Origin of the sequence: Leptolyngbya sp. FACHB-711 (assembly GCF_014695615.1) — a bacterium.
GTDB lineage: Bacteria > Cyanobacteriota > Cyanobacteriia > Elainellales > Elainellaceae > Leptolyngbya_A.
The window spans coordinates 1-20,731 of sequence record NZ_JACJOR010000325.1 but is presented as its reverse complement, the minus strand read 5'-3'; the positions used below and the strand labels follow the sequence as shown (position 1 = coordinate 20,731).

Genomic DNA, 20,731 nt, shown 5'->3' with positions numbered 1-20,731 from the left:
GCCTGAGTGCGTTTGGCATGACGATCGCTTTACTCCACATCGTATTTGCCATCGTATTCGCTGCTTTCCTGGGTTCTCCACCGGCAGAAGCGGCAGGAATTGATGCCTATGTGCTGCGCTATCTGGATGCCAAAGAACCGATCGCCCTCCCTAATAATGCTGAGGGAAATCGCCGCGAGTTTTCGGCAGAGCAGTTGTCAGCGGGCAAGCGTTTTTTTGAGGAGAACTGCAAAAACTGTCATGTGGGCGGTGCAACTTTGCCTGACCCGACCGTGCCGCTGACGCTGGAGGCGCTGAAGGGAGCAATGCCACCACGGGACAACATTGAGAGTCTGGTTGCTTTTCTGCGGCAGCCGATGACTTATGACGGCAGTGAGGAAAGCCTGTATTGTCGCGAGGTTCCAGAGTCGTGGCTTTCGACCAAGCAGACCGAGGATTTAGCAGCATTTTTGCTTCGAGCGGCTCAAAAAGCTCCAGGCTGGGGCAATTTATCGTTATGAACGGTGATCTTTCAAGATAAAATTTGAGTGATAAGACTGAGTTCAACTTAAACCTCCAGAGGTTACTCATGAAACTGTTTTCCTTTGTTTCGCGGAGTTTAAGTCTCACCCTTTGTTCGATCGCGTTGGTTGTTTGCACGTTTCTGCTGGCTGTCTCGCCTGCTTCTGCTGAAACCTACACGGTCAAAATGGGTGCTGACAATGGAATGCTGGCATTTCAGCCTTCTACCCTGACCATCAAAGCGGGTGACACCGTGAAATGGCAGAATAACAAGTTGCCTCCGCATAACGTGGTGTTTGAAGATAAGGCACAGGCGGCTAAGTCGCACGACCAGCTCATGTTCTCTCCGGGCGAATCCTATGAAGTCACCTTTGACGAGCCCGGAACCTACAAATACTATTGCGCTCCTCACCGGGGTGCAGGTATGGCTGGCACGGTCGTGGTTGAGTAAATAGCTGCCAGATTGAGTGATGCCCCTTGTTTGGGCTGCTTTATCTGCATTTTCTGCTTGATACTCTCCGATCGGCTTATCGTTTGGTTCTTTGCTCTCTGAGTTTAGAAATCTAGACACCTGCGAAGACAAGGAATTTGGCTGCTACTGTCGGGGCATCTGTCTCACATCAGCTAGGTTCCTTGTCTTGTATTATTTGGCTTTATTTTGATCTCTGTCGCCCGTTAAAGCTCATTATTGAAGCTTATTTATTTGAGAAATTTAAAGCTCATGCTTAGGATTCGCGGTAAGGAGAAGCCAGGAATTTCCTTTGGTGAAACCTATCGTGAGTCAGACGCAGGGGAGCGATCGATCGCGGTATGCTCTGCTTGCACAAAATATATCCTTACTAAGAGCAACTGCTGTGGTTCCCCTTCGTGATGAAAATCCGGTTCGCGTTACCCCATACGTGACCTATGGGCTGATTGCCCTCAATATTTTGATCTTTCTATACGAAATTAGTTTACCTGGACCTGTGTTGGAGGGCTTTTTCCGCACTTGGGCAGTGGTTCCGGTTCAGTTTTCGGCAGCGTTGCAGGGCAACCCCCAGATTTCGCTGCTGCAAGAGATTACGACCCTGTTTAGCTCCCAGTTTTTGCACGCGGGACTGCTGCATGTCGGCGGTAATATGCTTTACCTCTGGGTGTTTGGCAACAACGTCGAAGACCAGATGGGGCATACGCGGTTCCTGATCTTTTACTTGCTGTGTGGGGCACTGGCCGCTTTAGCGCAGTGGTATTTCTCAGCCGGATCGGATGTGCCGTCGCTGGGGGCAAGTGGGGCGATCGCCGGAGTCATGGGCGCCTATATTTTGCGGTTCCCGCAGGTGCGAATTCTGACGCTGGTGCCGATTTTCCTGTTTATTACCACCTTCCGCATTCCGGCAATTCTGTTCCTGGGTTTTTGGTTTGTGCAGCAGGCTCTTTATGGCGTAGCAAGTCTGGACGCTCCATCAATGGTCGGCATGCAAGGGGGCGGCGTGGCGTACTGGGCACACGCGGGCGGTTTTGTGTTTGGCGCAGTTTTGGGTCCGGTTTTTGGACTGTTTTCTAGACCTGCGGCTCCTGGAGTCAATACGCCGAATGTTTAGGGTTGAAGAGTAACAAAGCTTCTACATTGCTTCCTAAATCCCCAGATCCTGGGGGACTTTGAAACCAGTTCTGTAGGGTGGCAATTGAACTCAGAAACCTGTTGAACTCAGAGCTTCGATCGTCCCTTCTGTTTCATGGACAAGCGATCGAAGCTGTTCTAATGTTTTGGAATCAGCCTCGTGCCACAGCCCGCGTTGGTTAGCTTCGAGTAACCGTTCTGCCATATCGCGCAGTGCCCAGGGATTTTTTTGCTGAATAAAGGCCTGCACGGTCGGGTCAAATAAGTATGCCTCGGCAATGCCCTGATACATATAGTCCTGGACGCAATGCGCTGTTGCATCGTAGGCAAACAAATAATCGACCGTGGCTGCCATTTCAAACGCGCCCTTATAGCCGTGCCGCATCACGCCCGCGATCCATTTGGGATTGACGACCCGCGATCGATAGACTCTGGCAATTTCAGCTTCCAGACGACGCACTTTCGGATTTTCGGGCAGGGCATGATCGCCAAAATAAACGGTCGGATTGCTGCCTGATAGGGTTCGCACTGCTGCTGTCAGGCCCCCCTGAAACTGATAATAGTCATCGGAATCGAGCAGATCGTGTTCGCGGTTGTCTTGGTTGTGCAGCACGATTTGCATCTGACGGAGTCGCTGCTCAAACGCTTCGGGCGCAAAGCTTTCAGTTTTTCCGGTGTAGGCGTAGCTGCTCCAGTTCAGGTAAGCCTGCGCCAGGTCGCGATCGTCTGTCCAGTTTTGGGCATCGATTAAGCCTTGCAGTCCGGCTCCATAGGCTCCCGGTTTTGAGCCAAAGATGCGGTAGTGAGCGCGATCGATCGCCTGTTCCATCGAAAGTCCGGTTTGCAACCCGTTTTGAGCGTCCTGCTGAACCTGGGCAGCAAGCGGATTTTGCTCTGGGGATTCCTCCAGGGCTGCGACAGCAACGATCGCCTGCTGAAACAGATCAATTAGATTCGGGAAGGCATCGCGGAAAAAGCCAGAGATCCGCAGCGTTACATCCACTCTGGGACGACCTAGCACCGACAGCGGCAAAATCTCGAAATCGACCACGCGACCTGAAGCTCCTTCCCAGACCGGCTGTACGCCTAGCAACGCCAATGCTTCGGCAAAGTCATCGCCCCCGGTTCGCATTGTGGACGTGCCCCAGATCGAGAGAGCCAGCGTGCGCGGATATTCGCCCTGTTCCTGGGTGTATTGCTCGATTAGCGTTTCTGCTGCTTTGCGTCCCACATCCCAAGCCGTCATGGTGGGAATGGCGCGAATATCGACCGAGTAGAAATTTCGTCCGGTGGGCAACACTTCAGGACGCCCGCGTGTCGGTGCGCCCGATGCTCCGCTCGGCACATAGCCGCCCGATAGCCCATGGAGCAGATGCGTGATTTCGCGATCGGTTTGTTTCAGGGCAGGCAGCAGGGTTTTGGTAATCCAGTGCAGTTCTGTTTGCGTGGCGGGCAGATTGGCGGAAATGGGGACGGATTGTAATAGGGATTCGATCAACGCTGCTGCCGCTGTTTCCAGAGCTTCGATCGCATCGCCGATCGTGCGCCACTCGCAAGAATTTTGGCGTTGCTGAATCGGGGAATGAATCGTTGAGTTAGACCGCGTTGAGCAGCCCCCTGAAGGGCTTAATACTGGTGGACTTTGATGATTAAGAGATTCTATTAAAATTGCTGGATCTGCCGTGAGCGGATCAAAGGGTAGCTCCCAATCCTGAGCAATGGCACGAGTCAGTCCAATTCGATCGCGTCCGGGATGGCGGGCGATCGACACAATCAAATCCCGCAGCTGTCGCCCTTGAGGACAACTGCCGAAAATATGCAGCCCGTCGCGAATTTGCGCTTCTTTAAGTTCGCAGAGGTAGCCGTCGATTCGGGTGAGGAGTCCGGTGAAACGATCGTCAGCAGAGGGGGTTTGAGTGCCCGATCGCAGTGCGAGATCCCGGTCTAAATTTGTCTGGTCGATCAGCGTGAGAATTCGATCGCGGATCAGCGATAAACGGGACGGATCGAGGCTTTGCGCTTCGTAATATTCATCCATCAGCGTTTCAAGCTGTTGAAGCCCACCATAAAGTTCAGCGCGGGTCAGGGGTGGGGTGAGGTGATCGAGAATGACGGCTTGCGATCGGCGTTTTGCTTGAGCACCTTCGCCCGGATCATTCACGATAAACGGATACAGGTGGGGCATCGCGCCAAACACTGCTTCAGGATAGCAGGAGGCAGAAAGAGCCGTTCCCTTGCCCGGAAGCCATTCGAGATTGCCGTGCTTACCTACATGAACGATCGCCTGTGCGCCAAACTGCTGACGCAGCCACTCATAAAAGGCGAGATAGGCGTGGGGCGGCTCTAGGTCGGGGGCGTGATAGTTGAGCGATGGCTCCAGATCATAGCCTCTGGCGGGCTGCACTCCGACAAAGACGTTCCCCAACTGCACTCCAGCGATCGGAAAGGCGGTTTCGGGGGAATTCGGGGAATCTGTTAGACCCCGTTGAGACAGTTCCGCCGTAGGACAATTCCAGCGATCGGTGATGCCTTGCTGTACAGGATGCGGCAGCGATTGAAAAAAGCGATTGTATTGGGGCAGGGTTAGGGATTGGCGCACTGGACGCAGGAGTTGTCCCTCTGGGTCGTTCGTTACCGTTTGGGTCAACAGCGCGATCAGCTCGTCCCCAGATTGGGGTAGATTTTCAACCCAGTAGCCCTGCTGCTGGAGAGCTTTGAGGATTTCAACGCAGCTTTGAGGCGTGTCCAGCCCAACGCCATTGGCCAGTCTGCCATCGCGGGTGGGATAGTTTGCCAGGATTAACGCGATACGGCGATCGATTACAGGGGTTTGGCGTAAACGCACCCAATTCATTGCCAGGTCTGCCACAAACTGAATGCGATCGGCTAGCGGCTGATAGCCCACCACATCGGTTTCCAGGATGGGATGGCGTGCCTCAACCGCTTTAAATGACACGGCACGAGTAATAATCCGCCCATCGACTTCAGGCAGAGCCACATTCATCGCCATATCGCGAGGAGAGAGTCCGCGAGTTTGCTCGATCCACTGGGCCTGTGTGCCGCTGCTGAGAATTACCTGCAACACCGGGACATCAAGACACTGCCATAGCTCAACCTTAGGCGTTTCGGCTTCCAGACGGGCAAGGGAAAAGCTTGTTGCATTCAGCAAAACCTGAATCGGGCATTGGTCCTGAAACCAGTTCAGTAGCTCTGCCTGCACCTCGCCATCCCGCAGCGAAGAAACAAACAGGGGCACAGGTTCTAAACCTCGATCGCTTAACGCCTGACAAAGCGCATCGATCGGGGCAATGTTGCCTGCGAGATAATGGGCACGATAAAAGAGAATTCCGGCTTTTGGGGCATCCAGGGCAAGGGGCTGAGGCAGCGGAAAAGGATAGCGTCCGACTCGCGGAATCGATCGCGGCAGGTCGGGCTGATAATCGGTCTGGCAAGCAGTATCCGCCAGAAATTTGAGCGCGTTGACCATATTTTCTACGCCGCCTTCGGTGAAGTATCGCCAGAGTCGATCGACCGCCACCAGCGAAGCCGTTGAATGGCTGCACAGCTCTGGGTCGGGTTTATCATCCCCAGGCAGCACAAACAGCATGGCTCCTGTTTCCTGTACTGTTTGCTTGACCACCTCCAGCCCATAAGACCAGTACGATCGTCCCCCCAGCAAGCGCAGCACAATCGCCTTTGCCTGAGATAAGACCTGTTCTGCATAGGTGTCGATCGTCAAATGCTGCTGAAGCTGAAGCAGATTCACTGCCCGAATTGCCGGAAACCCTTCGGAAAGCTGAGAAGTTGCCGCAGCAAGCACCTGAATATCGGTATCAGCCGCGGTCAGGTACACGATCGGTGCAGGCGACTGCTCGATAAAAATGACTCCTTCTGTCTCTGGAGTCCAGCCTCCTGGCTGAGTTGCCAAACGGTGCATACAAAGCCCTTCAACTTTTTTGTGAACAAACTTTTCTAATCTGCTTTTCTGAATTGCCCGATTGCTCGATCTATTCCTCAGTCTATTCCTCGCCTACGTGCTGCTCGTAGCGGGATATGAAGTGGCATTACTATTTCTAAAAAGTCCCTATTCTTTTAGTTTGCAGATGGGTATGGTTTTCAAGACGTTTTCAGGACCAATACTGTGACTTTTGATGCAGCAACCGGGTAAGTCGCTGTAAGCCAATCCACCGAAATTAAAATTTCATCGGTAGAAAATATAAAAAAGAGAACCAACATCTGCTGTCTTCATCTCAGCTTCACAAAACTCTAGGGATCATTCAGTATTTCTACAGAACTAAAAAGCTTTTGCAAAGAAGCGAATTTCCCTCGATGCTTGATATGCCGCGATTTTATACTTCAGGAATAAAATGGTAGTCGTTTTGTCCTAGACACTTCTCCTAGCCACTTCCCTCGTCACTCACCTAGACATTGTACGGGCTTCTAAGCATGACTGACTCCGTGATTCAGCAAGCAGGGCACTCTATTTCCCTTCCTATAGGGCTGCAAGTTCAGGCTCCTCACCCCTCTGCCTCTTCAGTCATTAAGCGCATGATCGATATTGTGGGGGCGATCGTCGGGCTACTCCTGCTCGCCTTGATGTTTATTCCGATCGCCGTGGTCATCAAGCTAGACAGCCCTGGACCAATTTTCTTTCGGCAGGAGCGATTTGGCTTACGGGGCAAGACGTTTACGCTGCTCAAGTTTCGATCGATGGTGCAAAACGCCGATCAACTCAAAGCCCTGGTTCAAAACGAAGCAAAGGGGCTTATCTTTAAGAACGAGCAAGACCCTCGGATTACTCGTGTTGGGCAATTTCTGCGAAAGACCAGCCTGGATGAGTTTCCCCAGTTCTGGAATGTACTGATGGGCGATATGAGCCTGGTTGGAACCCGTCCGCCGACCCGCGATGAAGTCAGCCGCTATGCTGATCGGCACTGGCTGAGGCTCAACGTTAAACCAGGGCTAACCGGAGAGTGGCAGGTCAGCGGACGTTCTGCCATTAAGGACTTTGAACAGATTGTTGAGCTGGATCTGCGCTATCAGCAACGCTGGCATCCGCTCTATGACTTGCAGTTAATTTTCCAGACGATCGCCGTCATTCTGAATCGATCGGGCGCATATTAGTCCAGATTCTTGATTTTGAGTTCTCACTACGTTTTCCAGGAAGTGATAGCCCTTGCCGTTTGGTAGGGGCTTTTTTTTAACCGTTTGTACCGAGTTTGAGTACATTAGAGCAGGTCTCAATTCGATTACCCCCAGCGGGGAACTCCCCACTCGATTCGCTCCACTTGGTTATGCTCTGCCGCGATAACAAAGCCCATGTTTGAACTGATTACGCAACTGCTGCTCCTGACTGCCATCTTTTTTATCGTTCGCTACGTTCTGCAAAATTTTATCGATCGTCGCTATCTCACCTGGTTGGGCGGGATTGTGCTGGTGCTGCTGCTGGTGCTGGCGTTTCTACAGCCGACCAATCGCACGGTTGGGATTTTGTGGTCGTTTATTGCCTTTTTCCTGCGACCGTTGGGGCTATCGCTGGTGCTGCTGGGTGCGGCAATGCGAAAGGGCTTAAAGTCGGTGGATGGAGGACAGGTGCTTGCCGCTTTCTTGATTTTGCTGATCTTTAGCTTGCCGCTGACGGCATACCTGCTCACGGCTCAAACCGAGCAGCGAACCGTGCTAGAGGCAGTGCAGCGTCAGGAGGCATCCAATCCTCAGGAAGGGCAGGCGATCGTCGTACTGGGCGATGGGGCATTGCCCTCTGACCCGTCTTCGCGAATTCGGACCCAGATCAGCAACACCACAGGCGGTTTGAGCGTTAATCTTCAGTCGCGGCTACTTTATGCGGCTCAGCTTTATGGAACTCGCGTGGCACGGGGCAACACCCCACTGGTGATCGTCAGCAGCATTGACGGCAATAACGAAGCGGTTAACAGCGATCAGAGCATCCGGGCACTGTTGACGGCGAATGGTGTGCCCAACGATCGGATTCAGATCGATCGCAATGGGGTTGATCCGCGCAGCAGTGCAGAAGCCGCTCGCAATATTTTGACCACAACTGCCGGGAATGGGAACTGTCGGCTATTTGCGGTTTGCGATAACAATGCCAGTCCGGTTCCGGCTCCTGCCACGGCAGGTCGGGTTCCGATCGTCCTGGTGGCTCCTACCCTCTCGATCCGGCGAACTGCCTCGACTTTTACCCGGCTCAACTTTAGCGTCATTCCTCGACCGACTGATTTTTATGTGTTTCAGATTCAGCGCGGACTTCAGTTTGCCGCCGTCACCGATATTATCCCTAGTGCAGAGGCGTTGGTGATTACGACGCGGGTGGTGGATGAATACCTGGCAACAATTTATTACTTCCTCAGAGGTTGGCTGGCTGACCCCCTGACCGTTTAAGCTGCGGAAAAAGGAATCAAAACGATAGACTGTGAGTGATGCTCGCTGCTCTGCTGGGTGCTGACTTATCTGGCTTCCGTAACTATGGCTGACTCCCGTTCCCGCTTCAAAAAACTGCTGTCCTACATGCGCCCCCACTGGAAAGGTGCGGCGATCGGGATTGCTTCGTTGGTCGTTGTGAACTGGCTGTCGGTGCAGATTCCGCTGCTGATTCGCGATGGGCTGGATGAGCTTCAGCAGAATTTTAATTTCGATCGCGTCATCTATTATTCGCTGCTGGTGCTGCTGCTTTCGTCAATTATGTGGCTGGCGCGGATGTCGTCGCGGATTTTGCTGTTTGGCGTGGGGCGACAGGTAGAGTTTGACCTGAAGCAGCAAATTTTTCGCCATTTGTTGGGACTGGAACCGAGCTATTTTGCCATCAATACCCCCGGAGATCTGATTAGCCGTGCGACGAGCGATGTTGATAATATTCGCCGTCTGGTGGGTTTTGCGGTGCTGAGTACGGTGAATATCATCCTGGCTTACGCGCTGACCCTGCCCGCGATGCTGTCGATCAACGTTCGGTTGACGCTGGTGGCAGTTGCCGTGTATCCGTTGATTCTGGCGTTGGTGCAGCTATTTAGCCAGCGACTGCGAAACTACCAAATGAACGTGCAGCAGGAAACCGCAAGCCTGAGTGACCTGATTCAGGAAGACATGAGCGGCATTGCCCTGATCAAGATCTATGCCCAAGAAGACAACGAGCGACGCGCTTTTCGTCAGCTAAACCATAAGCTGTTGCGGGCAAATCTACGGCTTTCCAAAACGCAAAACACCCTGTTTCCCCTGCTGCGAGGATTGGCAAGTGTGAGTCAGTTGGCACTGCTGTCGCTGGGCATTGGGGCGATCGGCAACAATACGCTGTCCGTCGGGGACTTTGTGGCGTTGTTACTGTTTGCAGAACGGCTCGTCTTTCCCACAGCTCTGCTGGGCTTTACGATTACGGCATTTCAGCGCGGGGAAGTCAGTATCGATCGTCTCGAAACCATCCTCTCCACCGCACCCCGAATCCATGATGTTCCTGATGCGATCGGGCTAAAACGATCGGAAGTCCGGGGAGAACTGCGGGCAGAAGAACTGAGCTACACCTATGGTGGGGCAAAACAGCCTGCGCTCGATCGCGTGAAGTTCCTGATTCGTCCGGGCGAGACGGTGGCGATCGTAGGGTCGATCGGTTCAGGTAAAAGTACCCTAGCCAACGCAATTCCGCGCCTGCTGGAGATTGAACCCGGTCAGCTTTTCCTCGACGGGCACGATATCACACAGATTCGTTTGCAGGATTTGCGATCGGCGATCGCCTATGTGCCGCAGGAAAGTTTCTTGTTCAGCACTACGATTCAAAACAACATTCGCTATGGTGATCCCGTGAGCGAACAGCCTGAGGTGGAATACGCGGCAAAACAGGCACAAATCCATACCGAAATTCTCAACTTTCCGCAGCAGTACGAGACGATCGTGGGCGAACGCGGCATTACCCTTTCTGGTGGTCAGCGACAACGAACTGCGTTAGCCAGAGCTCTACTCACCGACGCGCCCGTGCTGATTTTGGACGATGCCCTTTCCAGCGTAGACAACCAGACTGCCACTGCAATTCTGCACAACCTCTCCGAGGGAACTCGCCGCAAAACGGTGCTGTTTATCTCTCACCAGCTCTCTGCGGCTGCGACTGCCGATCGGATTCTAGTGATGGATCACGGGCGAATTGTGCAGGCAGGTAGCCATTCTGAGTTAATCGCTCATTCAGGACTTTATCGCCAGCTCTGGGATCAGCACGAATTGCGGGAAGTGCAGGCAAGCTAGCCGCTTAAACTGGGCGACAGACTTTACAAGAAGGAATATTGCAACCCTGTAGCCAAACTCTCATTCTTCTAGCACCTGTTTAGGCGGAACCGGATCGTAGCCGCCCGGATGAAACGGGTGACAACGCAAGATTCGCCGCACGGTGAGCCAGCTTCCCTTAATTGCGCCAAATCGCTGAATTGCCTCAATGCCATATTGTGAACAGGTCGGCTGAAAGCGGCAGGAGGGCGGAAACAGGGGTGAAATTAAAAGGCGATATGCCTGAATGAGCCAGATCAAAACTTGCTTCATATCTTTAGTTTATTTCAGTCAACTCTATACAGCTTTCCCCTCTATTAAGGTACGAGGGGGTGGGGACACAGCTCCTGCACCCCCCTTCTCTGTACTTCATCTGCCTGAAAAAGGCTATATCAGCGAGCAAGGCTGCTGGAGTGCCCGATTCAGCAAGTTTTTGTATTCTCGATCGCCAATCAAATACGCTCCAAATCGTTCTAAATGAGGGTTCGTCATCTGAGCATCAAATAAAGTGAACTGGCGCGATCGAAGCCGTTCCACTAATTTCACCATCGCTACTTTTGAGCCTTCGGGAATGCGGTAAAACATGGATTCGCCGATAAAGGCTCCGCCGATTACCAGTCCCAGGATTCCGCCTGCCAATTCGTTACCCTGCCAGGTTTCAAAGCTGTGTGCCCAGCCTGCCTGGTGCAGTTCCTCATAAATTTGCTGAAGTTCGCCAGAGATCCAGGTGGTTTCACGATCGGCGCAGCCTTCGACGACTTCTGCAAAGGCACGATCGACCGCAACGGTAAAGCGATTTTGGTTAAGGACGCGTTGAAGCGATCGGGGGTAGCGAAACTGTTCATCTAGGGGAATCAGTGCCCGCTTGCGGCTACTGTACCAGTCGAGATTGCCCTGCTCGTCTGCCATCAAGAAATAGCCCTGAGCATAGCCAGCCACAATTGAGTCAATGTCATAGCGAGTCATAACCCGACGCTTCGCTTTAGGATGATCTCAACGTACGATAACCCAGGAAGGTAGGATAAACATATCGATTTGCGAGTGAGGGAAGCGACGATGGCTGAACCAATCCCACCCGTGACACTGCCGCCCGCAAGCAATGCTGAGCAGGAGGGTGAATGGCTGAAAGCGTCTTTGCATCGCTGGCTGGATGAAGAATTTTTGCCGGAAGCGGTGAATCATCAAATTGCGGCGAGAGCAGCCCAGGTGTTTGTGCGCCAGCGCATGGAAGGGGAAAACGATGTGGGATCGCTGGTGATTGCGATCGTCACCGAAATGCAAGGATTTGACTTTTCCCGGAGTTTCTACAGTGAGTTTGCAGTTGCCAATGCGGTTAGCGATTTGCTGCTTGATAGTTTAGGAATCGATCGCTGCTGCGGGCAGGGCTAGGACGGGAATTCAAGGCTCACCCAGGAGTGGCTTGCTCTCGTTTAGATCTTCCTAAACCCCAAAAGGAGCTTTGAGTGGTTCAGTTTTCCTTCGTGAGCAGTTGAGTTTGGTTCTTTCCTTCTGGGAGGGGAACTGGGGAAGATCTCAGCTTCTACAATACTTACCAGGAATTTAGAACGATCGCTCTTTCAAATCCGCTCTTTTAAGTAAGGTCACAAGTAGGACTAAAGCTGCAATGGTAAACGTTGGATTTGGCTGGTTTGCGCTAATCCTGGTTTTGCTCCAGATTTTTCTGCTGCTGTGGTTCATCGATACGCTCAGGAGCATCAAACTCTATCTGCGCGACATTCGCGATCTTTTGCGGCAGTCCACCCGGAACCCAAACTGAGAAAGCCAAACTGAGAAAGCGCAGCGTCAGGTCGCTGAGAAAGGCGATCGCTCCAGAAAAGGGAACTGCTCCGCATCGACCGGGAGAAACGATAGAGTAGATCAGCGATCTCTTCTGGTACGGCATGAGTGACTCTTTAGCAGGCAACCCGGCAGACCCCAAAGGCAATCAAATTTCCAGTGGGTCAAATTCTCCTCATTCGTCGGCAGACGACCTGGAACGGGAATTTGCCGAAGTCGAAGCCAGCCTGACGATCGATCGAGATTCGCCTGCTGCCAATGCCCCAACGCCAGATCAGCCGATCCGAGTCATGACCCCCACGCTGGTGATGGTCGAGACAGCATTTCTTGCCAGCACTGCGAGTTTAATGTGGCTAGTGAGCTATTACCTCAGCATCGGACCCTGGATGCGGATTTTGTTTCCGCTGCCGATCGCCCTTGCCTATCTGCGATGGGGATTCCGGGCTTCGTGGATGTCGGCGGTGGTTTCTGGGCTGCTGCTGTCGGTGCTGATGGGTCCATATCTCAGCATTTTGTTTTGTGTACCTTATGCGTTTCTGGGCGTGCAGCTTGGGGCAATGTGGCGACGCGGTTCTCCCTGGCTGCCCTCGATCGCGATCGGCACGATCATCGCCATGTTTGGCTTCTTTTTCCGGTTAGCAATTCTCTCGGTGTTTCTGGGCGAAGATCTGTGGACTTATCTCACCAATCGCATTACGGATTTAATCCAGATCGTGCTGACCCGCCTGGTCAATTGGGGCTTCGTGGGCATTGATGTGCTGAGCCAAACCAATGTAACCGTCGTGCAAATTGCCACGATCGCGATCGTGCTACTGAGCGATCTAGTCTATCTCTTCACCGTGCATCTGGCGGCATGGCTACTGCTGAAACGACTGAATAACCCGATTCCCGACCCGCCGCACTGGGTACAGGTGATTATGGACGAAGAGTAAGCATGCTCCGCCTCTACACCCAACTGAGTCAAACCCAAGCCTGGATCGATCGCCACAAAAGAAAACTTCCTCAGTTCGCCTGCGTGCTGGGCTTTACAGAGACGGGGCTAATTCCGGGGATCTCGGCGGCGGGAGCAACACCAGACGATCGGCAGTTTACAGCGATCGCTGATGCAGAATTTCTATATCACGGAGTGCAGGCTCAGCCCAAGTTTCCCTTGCCGCCGCTGGTTGCTGGGGCTTCGCCAACATTGATTACTCGTGCGATCGTGGCAAAGCTTCAGATTCCGACCCTGATCTTGAATGCGGGACTGCCCAAGCCGCCAACGGTTCCGGCAATCGATTTAGGGGGAATGCCTGCCCGGTGTTTGACAACTGGGAGGGCGATCGATCGGGCTGTCGTTCAGCATTTGTTTCAGCAAGGGCTGCGCTGGGGAGAGAAGCTGGCAGCACAAAATCCTGCAGGCTACCTGATTCTGGGCGAATGCGTGGTAGGCGGCACCACAACAGCTCTGGCAGTTCTAACAGGCTTGGGCTGGCAAGCCGAGGGAAAAATTAACAGTAGCCATTCCACCTGTAATCACCCACAAAAATGGGCGATCGTGCAGCAGGGACTCGATCGCTGGAAAACTTCGACTTCCTCAACTCCCTTAACTTCCCCGGCTCCCTTGATTCACCCGTTTGCGGTCATTGCTGGGTTGGGCGACCCGATGCAAATTGTCGTGGCGGGAATGACGATCGCAGCCAGCCGGACCTGTGGGGTGTTGCTCGCAGGGGGGACACAGATGCTTGCCGTGTACGCGCTAACCCAATCGATTGCCCTTGCCGAAAACCTCTTCTGGCAGCCAGAACAGGTGGTGGTGGGTACAACGCGCTGGGTGGCTGAAGATCCAACCGGAGATACAGTGGGGTTAGCTGCTTTGCTAGAAGCTCCTTTGCTGGCGACGAGTTTAAGCTTTGCCAATTCTCGCTATGCTCAACTGCGAATCTACGAGCAGGGATACGTCAAGGAAGGCGTGGGAGCCGGAGGCTGTGCCATTGCTGCCCATTTATTTGCAAACTGGAGCCAGCATCAACTGCTGGAAACGATCGAATTTTTGATGGATGAACAGCGATCGATAGAAAGTTTCGGCTAGAAATTCCACGGGTGAACTCGCCTTCACCGCAATCTTCGTAAAAGCGAATGCTAGATAAGAGTTTCTCTAGTGAAGAACTACTGCAACGTGACTGAAAAATAAGCTGAAATTTGTCGCTCCGGCCTAGTGAACTCGCTTGGATAAAAGCTGTTCTTCGAGGGCAGCAATGCGATTATAAGCGGCGGTCAGTTGGGCGGTCAGGCGTTGAATTTGCATTTCTGTCGAAAGGGTTCGATCGCTAGAACGCGCTTCAGAATCTGAATAGCTCACATCTTCCAAAACATCTTTGTGCTGTTCAATACTGTTCTCCAGCACCAATCGGTTGGAATAAAACGATCGTGAACCGTTTCCACTGCCTTGGAGAAACTGATTCCGATTTTCTAACACCCCTTTGAGCGTGGTTAAAATCTCAGCAGTCTGATGGCTTAACTGCTCAACAATGTCCTGGGTAGCGTCAATCTTGAGATGTAGTGTCGCTACCTGTTCCTGGAGTAAATCCATCTGACAATCTGCCTTATTTCTTAAACGTGCTTACATCTTAGGGAATGAATAGTTCAATTAAGCAAGATTCCTGAATCATTTAACGTTTTGACAACTTCTGATTTATTCTGGGGGAAGATTTTGCATTACAAATTAAAAGGCTCTTGAGGAATATTATTTCCAGTGCAACTTGCAGGAAAACGGTCAACCTGATTTGATCTAAATATCTTTTCGCTTGATGCCTCAATGCTCAGCTTCCAAGACTTTTTTACTGCTTGTGCAGGTACTTGGCAGACTGAAAGAACGTATCACTCTGTCTTAACAGGTGAAGTTGAACGCTCTTATACTGAATTTCGCGCCGATACGCTTGATCAATCCGAAAAACAGCGAATTTTAATCAGATCACCGGCTCAGCCCGGTCAAGTTGCCGAACAAAGTTTTTCTGGAATTCAAATTGCGATCGATCGCCTTCTGCAAAGTCCGCTGAGCTGGTTTGGCTTTGCGATTTCGTTTGCGACTCGCTCCGAAACGGGCGAAGAAGTTGCGATGAGTCTAAAAGCTTTGTTTATGCCCGACGAGTTCGTGCTGACCCAGCCCAAAGCCGTGAAGCCCATGCCTCTGCCTGTAGCTGCCCAGGTTCCGCTCGATCCGGCAGGAGAAATGATTCAGGGATTTTATCTGCGCGACCAGGGCTACTATCAGCCAGGAGCGATCGCCGGACGCTTCACTTATCAGCCCACCCGCCAAACGCTAGAAATGACGACCTACTACAAAAGCTCGATCGCCGTTGATCTAAATGCGATTCATCCGCCCTGATCTGCGCCTGCGAACGATCGTCACCTACCAGCGACCCGAAGACGATCAAATCCCTGCGTCTGTGGTCAGCCTGGTTGGATTCGTTCGGTATGGAACACAAGCAGCCTTAAACCCACTTTCCATTGCTCAATCCATTCATTGCGATCGGCACAATAGACAATAGTAAAGAAGACAATAGAAGACAACAGTAAAGACAACCTCACCCCCTTATTCCTTTACCCCCTTTCATGAACCGCCGATCGCTCCTCATCGCCGCCGGAACCCTGGCAGTCAGCTATTCTCTCACCGGATGCAGCCCCGCAACCAACGCCGATCTGCGCGTCAGGCTCCTCGAAAACTCTATTCCGGCAGAACTGCTTAAAGCGTTTCAGCGGCAGGTTGCCCGCGACAAAAATCTCAAATTGCTGCCCACCAGTCAGCTTGCCGACCTGTTTAAGCTGCTGCAAACTTGGAAGCCGCAAGCCACATCGGAGCAACCTACTGCTGGACTCCCATTTGTGAATAGCCGCCGAACCGTCCCGGTTGCTGACCTGGTAACGCTGGGCGATGCGTGGCTAACGAGCGCAATTCAGCAAGGATTGATTCAACCCATTCAAACTGCCAATCTCACTGACTTTCAATCTTTACCAGACCCCTGGCAAGCCTTTGTCCGGCGCGATCGCCAGGGACAGCCTACCCCCAATGGCGAAATCTGGGCAGCTCCCTACCGAGCCGGAACCCTGATGATTGCTTACCGCCATCAGGAATTTGAACGACTGGGCTGGACTCCTCAAGACTGGCAGGACCTGTGGCGATCGGAGCTACGCAGAAAAATCTCTCTGCCCGACAGTGCCCGCGCCGTAATTGGACTGACGCTCAAGAAACTGGGGCAATCGATCAATCGCGACGACCTCAATGCCGTTCCCTCCCTTGAAGCAGAACTCAACGCTCTTCATCAGCAAGTCAAGTTCTACGGCTCCACTAATTATCTACAGCCGCTCCTGCTGGGCGATACCTGGGTTGCGATCGGCTGGTCCAGCGAAATTCTGCGAATGGCAAAGCGCGATCGACGAATTCGCGCAGTTGTTCCCCCCAGCGGCACGATTTTGACCGCAGACCTGTGGGTTCGTCCCGCAACCGCAGCCGCCGACTCCAGCCGCCAAACCCTCGAAAACCAGTGGATTAGCTTTTTCTGGCAGCCCCAGGTTGCAGAGCAGCTTTCGCTCTTGAGTCTGGCAGCCTCGCCTGTATTGCTGAAAAGCGATCGATCTGCCCTGCCCGAAGCCCTGCGCCAAAATCAAACCCTGTTGCTGCCCCAGAACAGTCTGGACAAAAGCGAATTTCTGCTGCCCTTACCCGATCGGACGATCGAGCAGTATCGCCAGCTCTGGACTAAGGTGAGGTTGCAGGGGTGATCAGAGGCGCGAGCGGATTCAGAAACGCATTGGGAGTCGCAGGCGAAAGAAAAATTCGACAGGTCGGAGCATTGCTCGGACAGATATACGCCCCCAGCAATTCCCCCCGACCATTAAACACCCGCGTACTGTAGCCAAACTCTTCTGACACCCGCCCAAACCGCAACAAAAAACCATACTGTGCCAGGTAATCCGTATTGTTCCAAACCTGCTGATTCACCAGCAGATCCACCCTCGGCGGCACATCCTCCCTTCCCGGAAACGCAAACCAATATTCCAGTAAATTTCCCCCATACTGCTGCTGCGCCCACCACAGGCTCGGAACCGTCAGCCCGGTCTGGGAAATCGTTTCCGGCGTAACCACTCCCTGATTGATTAACTGCTGCCGTTCCTCCGGCAAGTTGAGAGACTGAATCTCCAGCGGATCGGTCAGCAGCAGCACGGTCTCATCATCCACCGCGATCGCCCTGCCACCTAGCAGCCCTGTGCCTAGCATCAAGCTAACGACCCCATAGAAGAAACTTGTCTTCCATTGCGGCCTGATACCCATTGCCCTATTCCTCAGCATTCCTTAAACCTCTTGCCCAGTACCTAAATTCGCCAATTTTCCAATTCCAAAGTAATTACTAATTAAAATTTCTTGGGTCTCTAATCCTGGGTCTCTAGTGACTTCACACCTCCCACAACCTCCAGCCTCTCGTCATGCAATCGGCTTCTGGAAGGGTTTGGGGGACACAGTCGTTTGCTGAATTCGGGGAGAGCGAACGAGCGCCTTTTCCTCCGGCTCCTGCAAGACCTTACTCCCACTGGCTAACCTCCAGTATTTTCTCACTCCAGCCTTGATCCAATGATCGCCCCCTAGAAAAATCGTTCCATCCCGACTACACTAAATTAAGTCTCGTAAGCCGACCGGTTTATCGTAGATTAAATTTTTCCTCAAATTAATCCTAAACCTCTGATCGCAACTCCTTTACCTTTCTGAAAAGCCATGACCTCACTCAAACCCTTCAGTTCTCCCCACGCTGTCTCTAGCCCCGACGATCGCCAAAACGCCCAGACTCGAATTCGGCTTCGCATTCCAAAACGCTATCAGCAAGAGCCAATCATCTCTAACCTGATTACCCAGCACGGCTTAACCATCAACATCCGGGCAGCCCTACTTGGCGCAAACGCCCGTGAGGACGGCTGGTTTGACCTGGAACTGCATGGACCCAGTATCCAGATTGAGAGTGCGCTGATGTATCTCAACGACCTCGATCTTGAGATCTGGCACGACAACAACGAGGATGGCTGGTAGCCTGATCGTTCCTGACAACAACTCGTGCCCCGCTGAGACAAAATAGAAACAGTCTCGATCGCGGAATCCCTATGGCTACCCAACTGGCTGATGCAAAAAATCTGCTCGCTGATCTCATGGCGCGCTATCGATCGCAGGTCGATTACCTGGCGATTCGGCTCGAAGAAGCAGAAGGAACCGACATTCTCCTGCGCGGCAACCGCATAGAAACGCTAAGTGAAGGCATCTCAATCGGTGGTCAGGTTCGTGCCTGCTACAAAGGCGGTTGGGGGTTTGCCAGCTTTAATCGCCTCTCTAGTCTTAAAGACCGAATCGAAGAAGCGATCGCCGCTGCTCGTCTGGTGGGCGACGAAGAAACCCTGCTGGCTCCGGTCGAGGCAATTCAAGACATTCGTCAACTGCCGCTTACCGGAACCGACCCCCGCCAGATTCCCCTTGTGCAAAAGAAAGCTCTGTGTAGCCACTATGCTGACATTCTGAGAAGTGTGGACGCTCGCATCGCGACAACCTCAGTTCGATACGGGGACAGTGCTCAGCGCATTATTCTTGCCACCTCCGACGGCACGATGATCGAGCAATCCTGGGTTGATCTGGAAATGCGCTTTGCCGCCACTGCCCGCAACGGCGAAACCGTCCAAACCGGACGAGAAACCACTGGATCGCGTAAAGCTTATGAAGATCTAGAGCAACTCGACCAACAGGTGCAAAGTGCTGCCCAACGCGCTGTCGATGCGCTGGTCCTGCCTCCGGTCAAAGGCAACACCTATACAGTCGTGATTGATCCCATCCTGTCGGGCTTGTTTGTCCACGAAGCCTTTGGGCATTTGTCCGAGGCAGACATGATCTACGAAAATCCAGATCTGATGGAAGTCATGACTGTTGGGCGGCGATTTGGTCCGCGTGATCTGCAAATTTTTGACGGGGCAGCTCCAGAAGGGCATCGCGGCAGCTATTTCTACGACGACGAAGGCGTACCTGCCACTACTACCCAGCTTATTCAGGACGGCATCCTGTCTGGAAGGCTTCACTCCCGCGAGACCGCAGGCAAACTTGGCGAAACCCCCACCGGAAACGCACGCTGCCTTAGCTACCACTTTCCGCCGATCGTCCGAATGACCAACACCTGGATCGCACGCGGTAGTACTCCGGTCGGTCGCTTGTTTGACGGCATCGAGGAAGGCGTTTATGCCCGCAACTGGCTCGGTGGCATGACCAACGGCGAAATGTTTACCTTTGCTGCTGGGGAAGCCTGGATGATCCGGAACGGCAAACTTGCAGAACCCGTGCGTGATGTCAATCTCTCCGGCAATGTGTTCACTACGCTGGCAGACATTGAGGCGATCGGCGATGACTTCTACTGGGATGAATCGGGCGGCTGCGGCAAGGGCGGACAAAGCGGCTTACCCGTCGGCTGTGGTGGTCCGAGCCTGCGAATTCGTGATGTCGTAGTGGGCGGCGAAGCTGAGTAAGCCTATTGCTTAGCCAGAAGGAGATTCAGTAGGGGCGGTTCGCGAACCGTCCTTATTTTCGAATCCCCACCTTATTTTCGAATCCCCACTTCAGTCCCACAGCTTTATCCCTTGAACCGACCCCGCCAACTCACTGCGAATCTACCTTAGAACCTTCTGCCGCATCAACGGGCTGAGAAAATGGGTAATAGCTTGCCACGATCGCCACCATTAGCCACCACAGCGTACTCACCTGCGGACGATACCAGACCGTATCCACCAGTCCGTGTGCCAGCATTCCCACCATCGTTGCCAAAGCCGCAATCAGCCAGAAGCCTTCCCGATTGGCAGACTGTCTAAGCTTTTGAAGCTGGAGCCATCCCTGATTCAACGTCACCAGCAGTAGCCACAGAAAACACCCCAGCCCTAGAAATCCGCCTTCCACTGCAAGTTCGAGGAACACCGAATAGGCACTGAGAGCCGTGAATCCAGTCTCCTGATAGCGCGGATACACTCGGTTAAACGCATCGTTACCGGGACCGATCCCCAGCACAGGATAATCCTTGATCATGCGGATCACGGCAGTCCAGACGTTAATTCGAAAGTTATTGCTGCTGTCTTCTCGCCCAACAAATATACTCATCACCCGATCGCGCAGCGGATCAACCACGATTACGGCAAGCGTAACCAGAACGGCAAATGCCCCCAGAACGATCGGCAGTGCCCAACGTCGCCAAAAGCGCGGCAGGTAGACGCTAAACCAGTGAATCAGCAGCACCAGCAGCACAAAGCTAGCAATCACAAAGCCAATCCATCCACCCCGGCTAAAGGTCAGCACCAGACAGGCAGAATGAATGCCCCACATCAGCAGTGCCAGCAATTTCGGTGTCCACCGTTGCCAGGCAAAAACGGCTGCCGCACTAAAAATTACCGCAGGAAGTAGGTAGGCAGCTAGCAGATTCGGATTTCCCAGATAGCTATAAACTCGCGTCGTACCCGCTAGAGTCGATTCCGGGTCAACCCAGGTTGCCAGTTCATCTGCGCCGAAAAACCACTGCCGCAAGCCAGCAA

At 52.9% G+C, this 20,731-nt stretch carries 21 protein-coding genes; 14 read left to right on the top strand and 7 right to left on the bottom strand.

The window, feature by feature from the left end:
• The 3 genes from psbV2 to H6F80_RS13340 form a co-directional block, all read left to right on the top strand.
• Window positions 1-500 (top strand): photosystem II cytochrome PsbV2 (gene psbV2, locus H6F80_RS13350; RefSeq protein ID WP_518523573.1); only part of this gene is annotated, 500 nt, incomplete at its 5' end.
• Window positions 501-568: 68 nt separating this feature from the next.
• Window positions 569-952: a plastocyanin gene (petE, locus tag H6F80_RS13345; protein ID WP_190792030.1), complete on the top strand. Its 384-nt coding sequence runs from the start codon at window positions 569-571 to the stop codon at window positions 950-952.
• A 313-nt stretch (window positions 953-1,265) separates the two neighbouring features.
• Complete coding sequence (locus tag H6F80_RS13340; RefSeq protein WP_518523574.1) at window positions 1,266-2,081, top strand: rhomboid family intramembrane serine protease; 816 nt, start codon at window positions 1,266-1,268, stop codon at window positions 2,079-2,081.
• Window positions 2,082-2,171: 90 nt separating this feature from the next.
• Here the strand turns inward: H6F80_RS13340 and cobN are convergent, their stop codons facing one another.
• The gene (gene cobN / locus H6F80_RS13335; protein WP_190792029.1) at window positions 2,172-6,038 is read right to left on the bottom strand and encodes a cobaltochelatase subunit CobN; all 3,867 of its coding nucleotides are present in this window, start codon (window positions 6,036-6,038) and stop codon (window positions 2,172-2,174) included.
• A 509-nt stretch (window positions 6,039-6,547) separates the two neighbouring features.
• Between cobN and H6F80_RS13330 the strand changes: the two genes are divergently transcribed.
• The 3 genes from H6F80_RS13330 (at window position 6,548) to H6F80_RS13320 (ending at window position 10,342) form a co-directional block, all read left to right on the top strand.
• A complete protein-coding gene (locus H6F80_RS13330; protein ID WP_190792028.1) occupies window positions 6,548-7,225 on the top strand; it encodes a sugar transferase in 678 nt (225 codons plus the stop codon).
• A gap of 195 nt (window positions 7,226-7,420) precedes the next feature.
• Window positions 7,421-8,500, top strand: a complete 1,080-nt coding sequence (locus H6F80_RS13325; RefSeq protein ID WP_190792027.1) for a YdcF family protein — start codon at window positions 7,421-7,423, stop codon at window positions 8,498-8,500.
• Between the two features lie 84 nt (window positions 8,501-8,584).
• Window positions 8,585-10,342 carry an ABC transporter ATP-binding protein gene (locus tag H6F80_RS13320; RefSeq protein WP_190792026.1) on the top strand — a complete coding sequence of 586 codons (1,758 nt, stop codon included), beginning with the start codon at window positions 8,585-8,587 and terminating at the stop codon, window positions 10,340-10,342.
• Window positions 10,343-10,402: 60 nt separating this feature from the next.
• On the opposite strand, the gene yidD is transcribed toward H6F80_RS13320, so the two are convergent.
• Both yidD and aat read right to left on the bottom strand, forming a co-directional pair.
• Window positions 10,403-10,633 (bottom strand): membrane protein insertion efficiency factor YidD, encoded by a 231-nt coding sequence (gene yidD / locus H6F80_RS13315; RefSeq protein WP_190792025.1) that lies wholly within the window; start codon window positions 10,631-10,633, stop codon window positions 10,403-10,405.
• 114 nt (window positions 10,634-10,747) lie between these two features.
• Window positions 10,748-11,326, bottom strand: coding sequence for a leucyl/phenylalanyl-tRNA--protein transferase (gene aat / locus H6F80_RS13310; RefSeq protein WP_190792024.1), 579 nt, complete (start codon window positions 11,324-11,326; stop codon window positions 10,748-10,750).
• A gap of 90 nt (window positions 11,327-11,416) precedes the next feature.
• On the opposite strand from aat, the gene H6F80_RS13305 reads away from it, so the two are divergent.
• Window positions 11,417-11,749 carry a DUF8822 family protein gene (locus H6F80_RS13305; RefSeq protein ID WP_190792023.1) on the top strand — a complete coding sequence of 111 codons (333 nt, stop codon included), beginning with the start codon at window positions 11,417-11,419 and terminating at the stop codon, window positions 11,747-11,749.
• Window positions 11,750-12,014: 265 nt separating this feature from the next.
• Here the strand turns inward: H6F80_RS13305 and H6F80_RS13300 are convergent, their stop codons facing one another.
• Window positions 12,015-12,263 (bottom strand): hypothetical protein, encoded by a 249-nt coding sequence (locus H6F80_RS13300; RefSeq protein WP_190792022.1) that lies wholly within the window; start codon window positions 12,261-12,263, stop codon window positions 12,015-12,017.
• Between H6F80_RS13300 and H6F80_RS13295 the strand changes: the two genes are divergently transcribed.
• Window positions 12,262-13,089, top strand: coding sequence for a DUF2232 domain-containing protein (locus tag H6F80_RS13295; RefSeq protein WP_190792021.1), 828 nt, complete (start codon window positions 12,262-12,264; stop codon window positions 13,087-13,089). The genes H6F80_RS13300 and H6F80_RS13295 overlap by 2 nt on opposite strands.
• A gap of 2 nt (window positions 13,090-13,091) precedes the next feature.
• A complete protein-coding gene (gene cobT, locus H6F80_RS13290; protein WP_190792020.1) occupies window positions 13,092-14,225 on the top strand; it encodes a nicotinate mononucleotide-dependent phosphoribosyltransferase CobT in 1,134 nt (377 codons plus the stop codon).
• Window positions 14,226-14,348: 123 nt separating this feature from the next.
• Here cobT and H6F80_RS13285 read toward each other — a convergent pair whose 3' ends face one another.
• Entirely contained in the window at window positions 14,349-14,726 is a 378-nt protein-coding gene (locus tag H6F80_RS13285) for a hypothetical protein (RefSeq protein ID WP_190792019.1), read from the bottom strand.
• A 225-nt stretch (window positions 14,727-14,951) separates the two neighbouring features.
• Between H6F80_RS13285 and H6F80_RS13280 the strand changes: the two genes are divergently transcribed.
• The 3 genes from H6F80_RS13280 (at window position 14,952) to H6F80_RS13275 (ending at window position 16,915) form a co-directional block, all read left to right on the top strand.
• Window positions 14,952-15,521, top strand: a complete 570-nt coding sequence (locus H6F80_RS13280) for a phycobiliprotein lyase (protein WP_242067340.1) — start codon at window positions 14,952-14,954, stop codon at window positions 15,519-15,521.
• Window positions 15,502-15,684 (top strand): hypothetical protein, encoded by a 183-nt coding sequence (locus tag H6F80_RS29880; protein ID WP_242067339.1) that lies wholly within the window; start codon window positions 15,502-15,504, stop codon window positions 15,682-15,684. Before H6F80_RS13280 ends, H6F80_RS29880 begins: the two co-directional genes overlap by 20 nt.
• 64 nt (window positions 15,685-15,748) lie before the next feature.
• Window positions 15,749-16,915: an extracellular solute-binding protein gene (locus H6F80_RS13275; RefSeq protein WP_190792018.1), complete on the top strand. Its 1,167-nt coding sequence runs from the start codon at window positions 15,749-15,751 to the stop codon at window positions 16,913-16,915.
• Here the strand turns inward: H6F80_RS13275 and H6F80_RS13270 are convergent.
• On the bottom strand, window positions 16,893-17,465 hold the full coding sequence (locus tag H6F80_RS13270; RefSeq protein WP_190792017.1) for a hypothetical protein: 573 nt from the start codon (window positions 17,463-17,465) through the stop codon (window positions 16,893-16,895). The two genes, H6F80_RS13275 and H6F80_RS13270, sit on opposite strands and share 23 nt — an antisense overlap.
• Window positions 17,466-17,903: 438 nt before the next feature.
• Here H6F80_RS13270 and H6F80_RS13265 point away from each other — a divergent pair, with 438 nt between their 5' ends.
• Together H6F80_RS13265 and H6F80_RS13260 are read left to right on the top strand one after the other, a co-directional pair.
• Window positions 17,904-18,212 carry an NIL domain-containing protein gene (locus tag H6F80_RS13265; protein ID WP_190792016.1) on the top strand — a complete coding sequence of 103 codons (309 nt, stop codon included), beginning with the start codon at window positions 17,904-17,906 and terminating at the stop codon, window positions 18,210-18,212.
• A 71-nt stretch (window positions 18,213-18,283) separates the two neighbouring features.
• A complete protein-coding gene (locus H6F80_RS13260; protein ID WP_190792015.1) occupies window positions 18,284-19,681 on the top strand; it encodes a TldD/PmbA family protein in 1,398 nt (465 codons plus the stop codon).
• Window positions 19,682-19,811: 130 nt separating this feature from the next.
• Here H6F80_RS13260 and H6F80_RS13255 read toward each other — a convergent pair.
• Window positions 19,812-20,731 (bottom strand): IctB family putative bicarbonate transporter (locus H6F80_RS13255; RefSeq protein ID WP_190792014.1); only part of this gene is annotated, 920 nt, incomplete at its 5' end.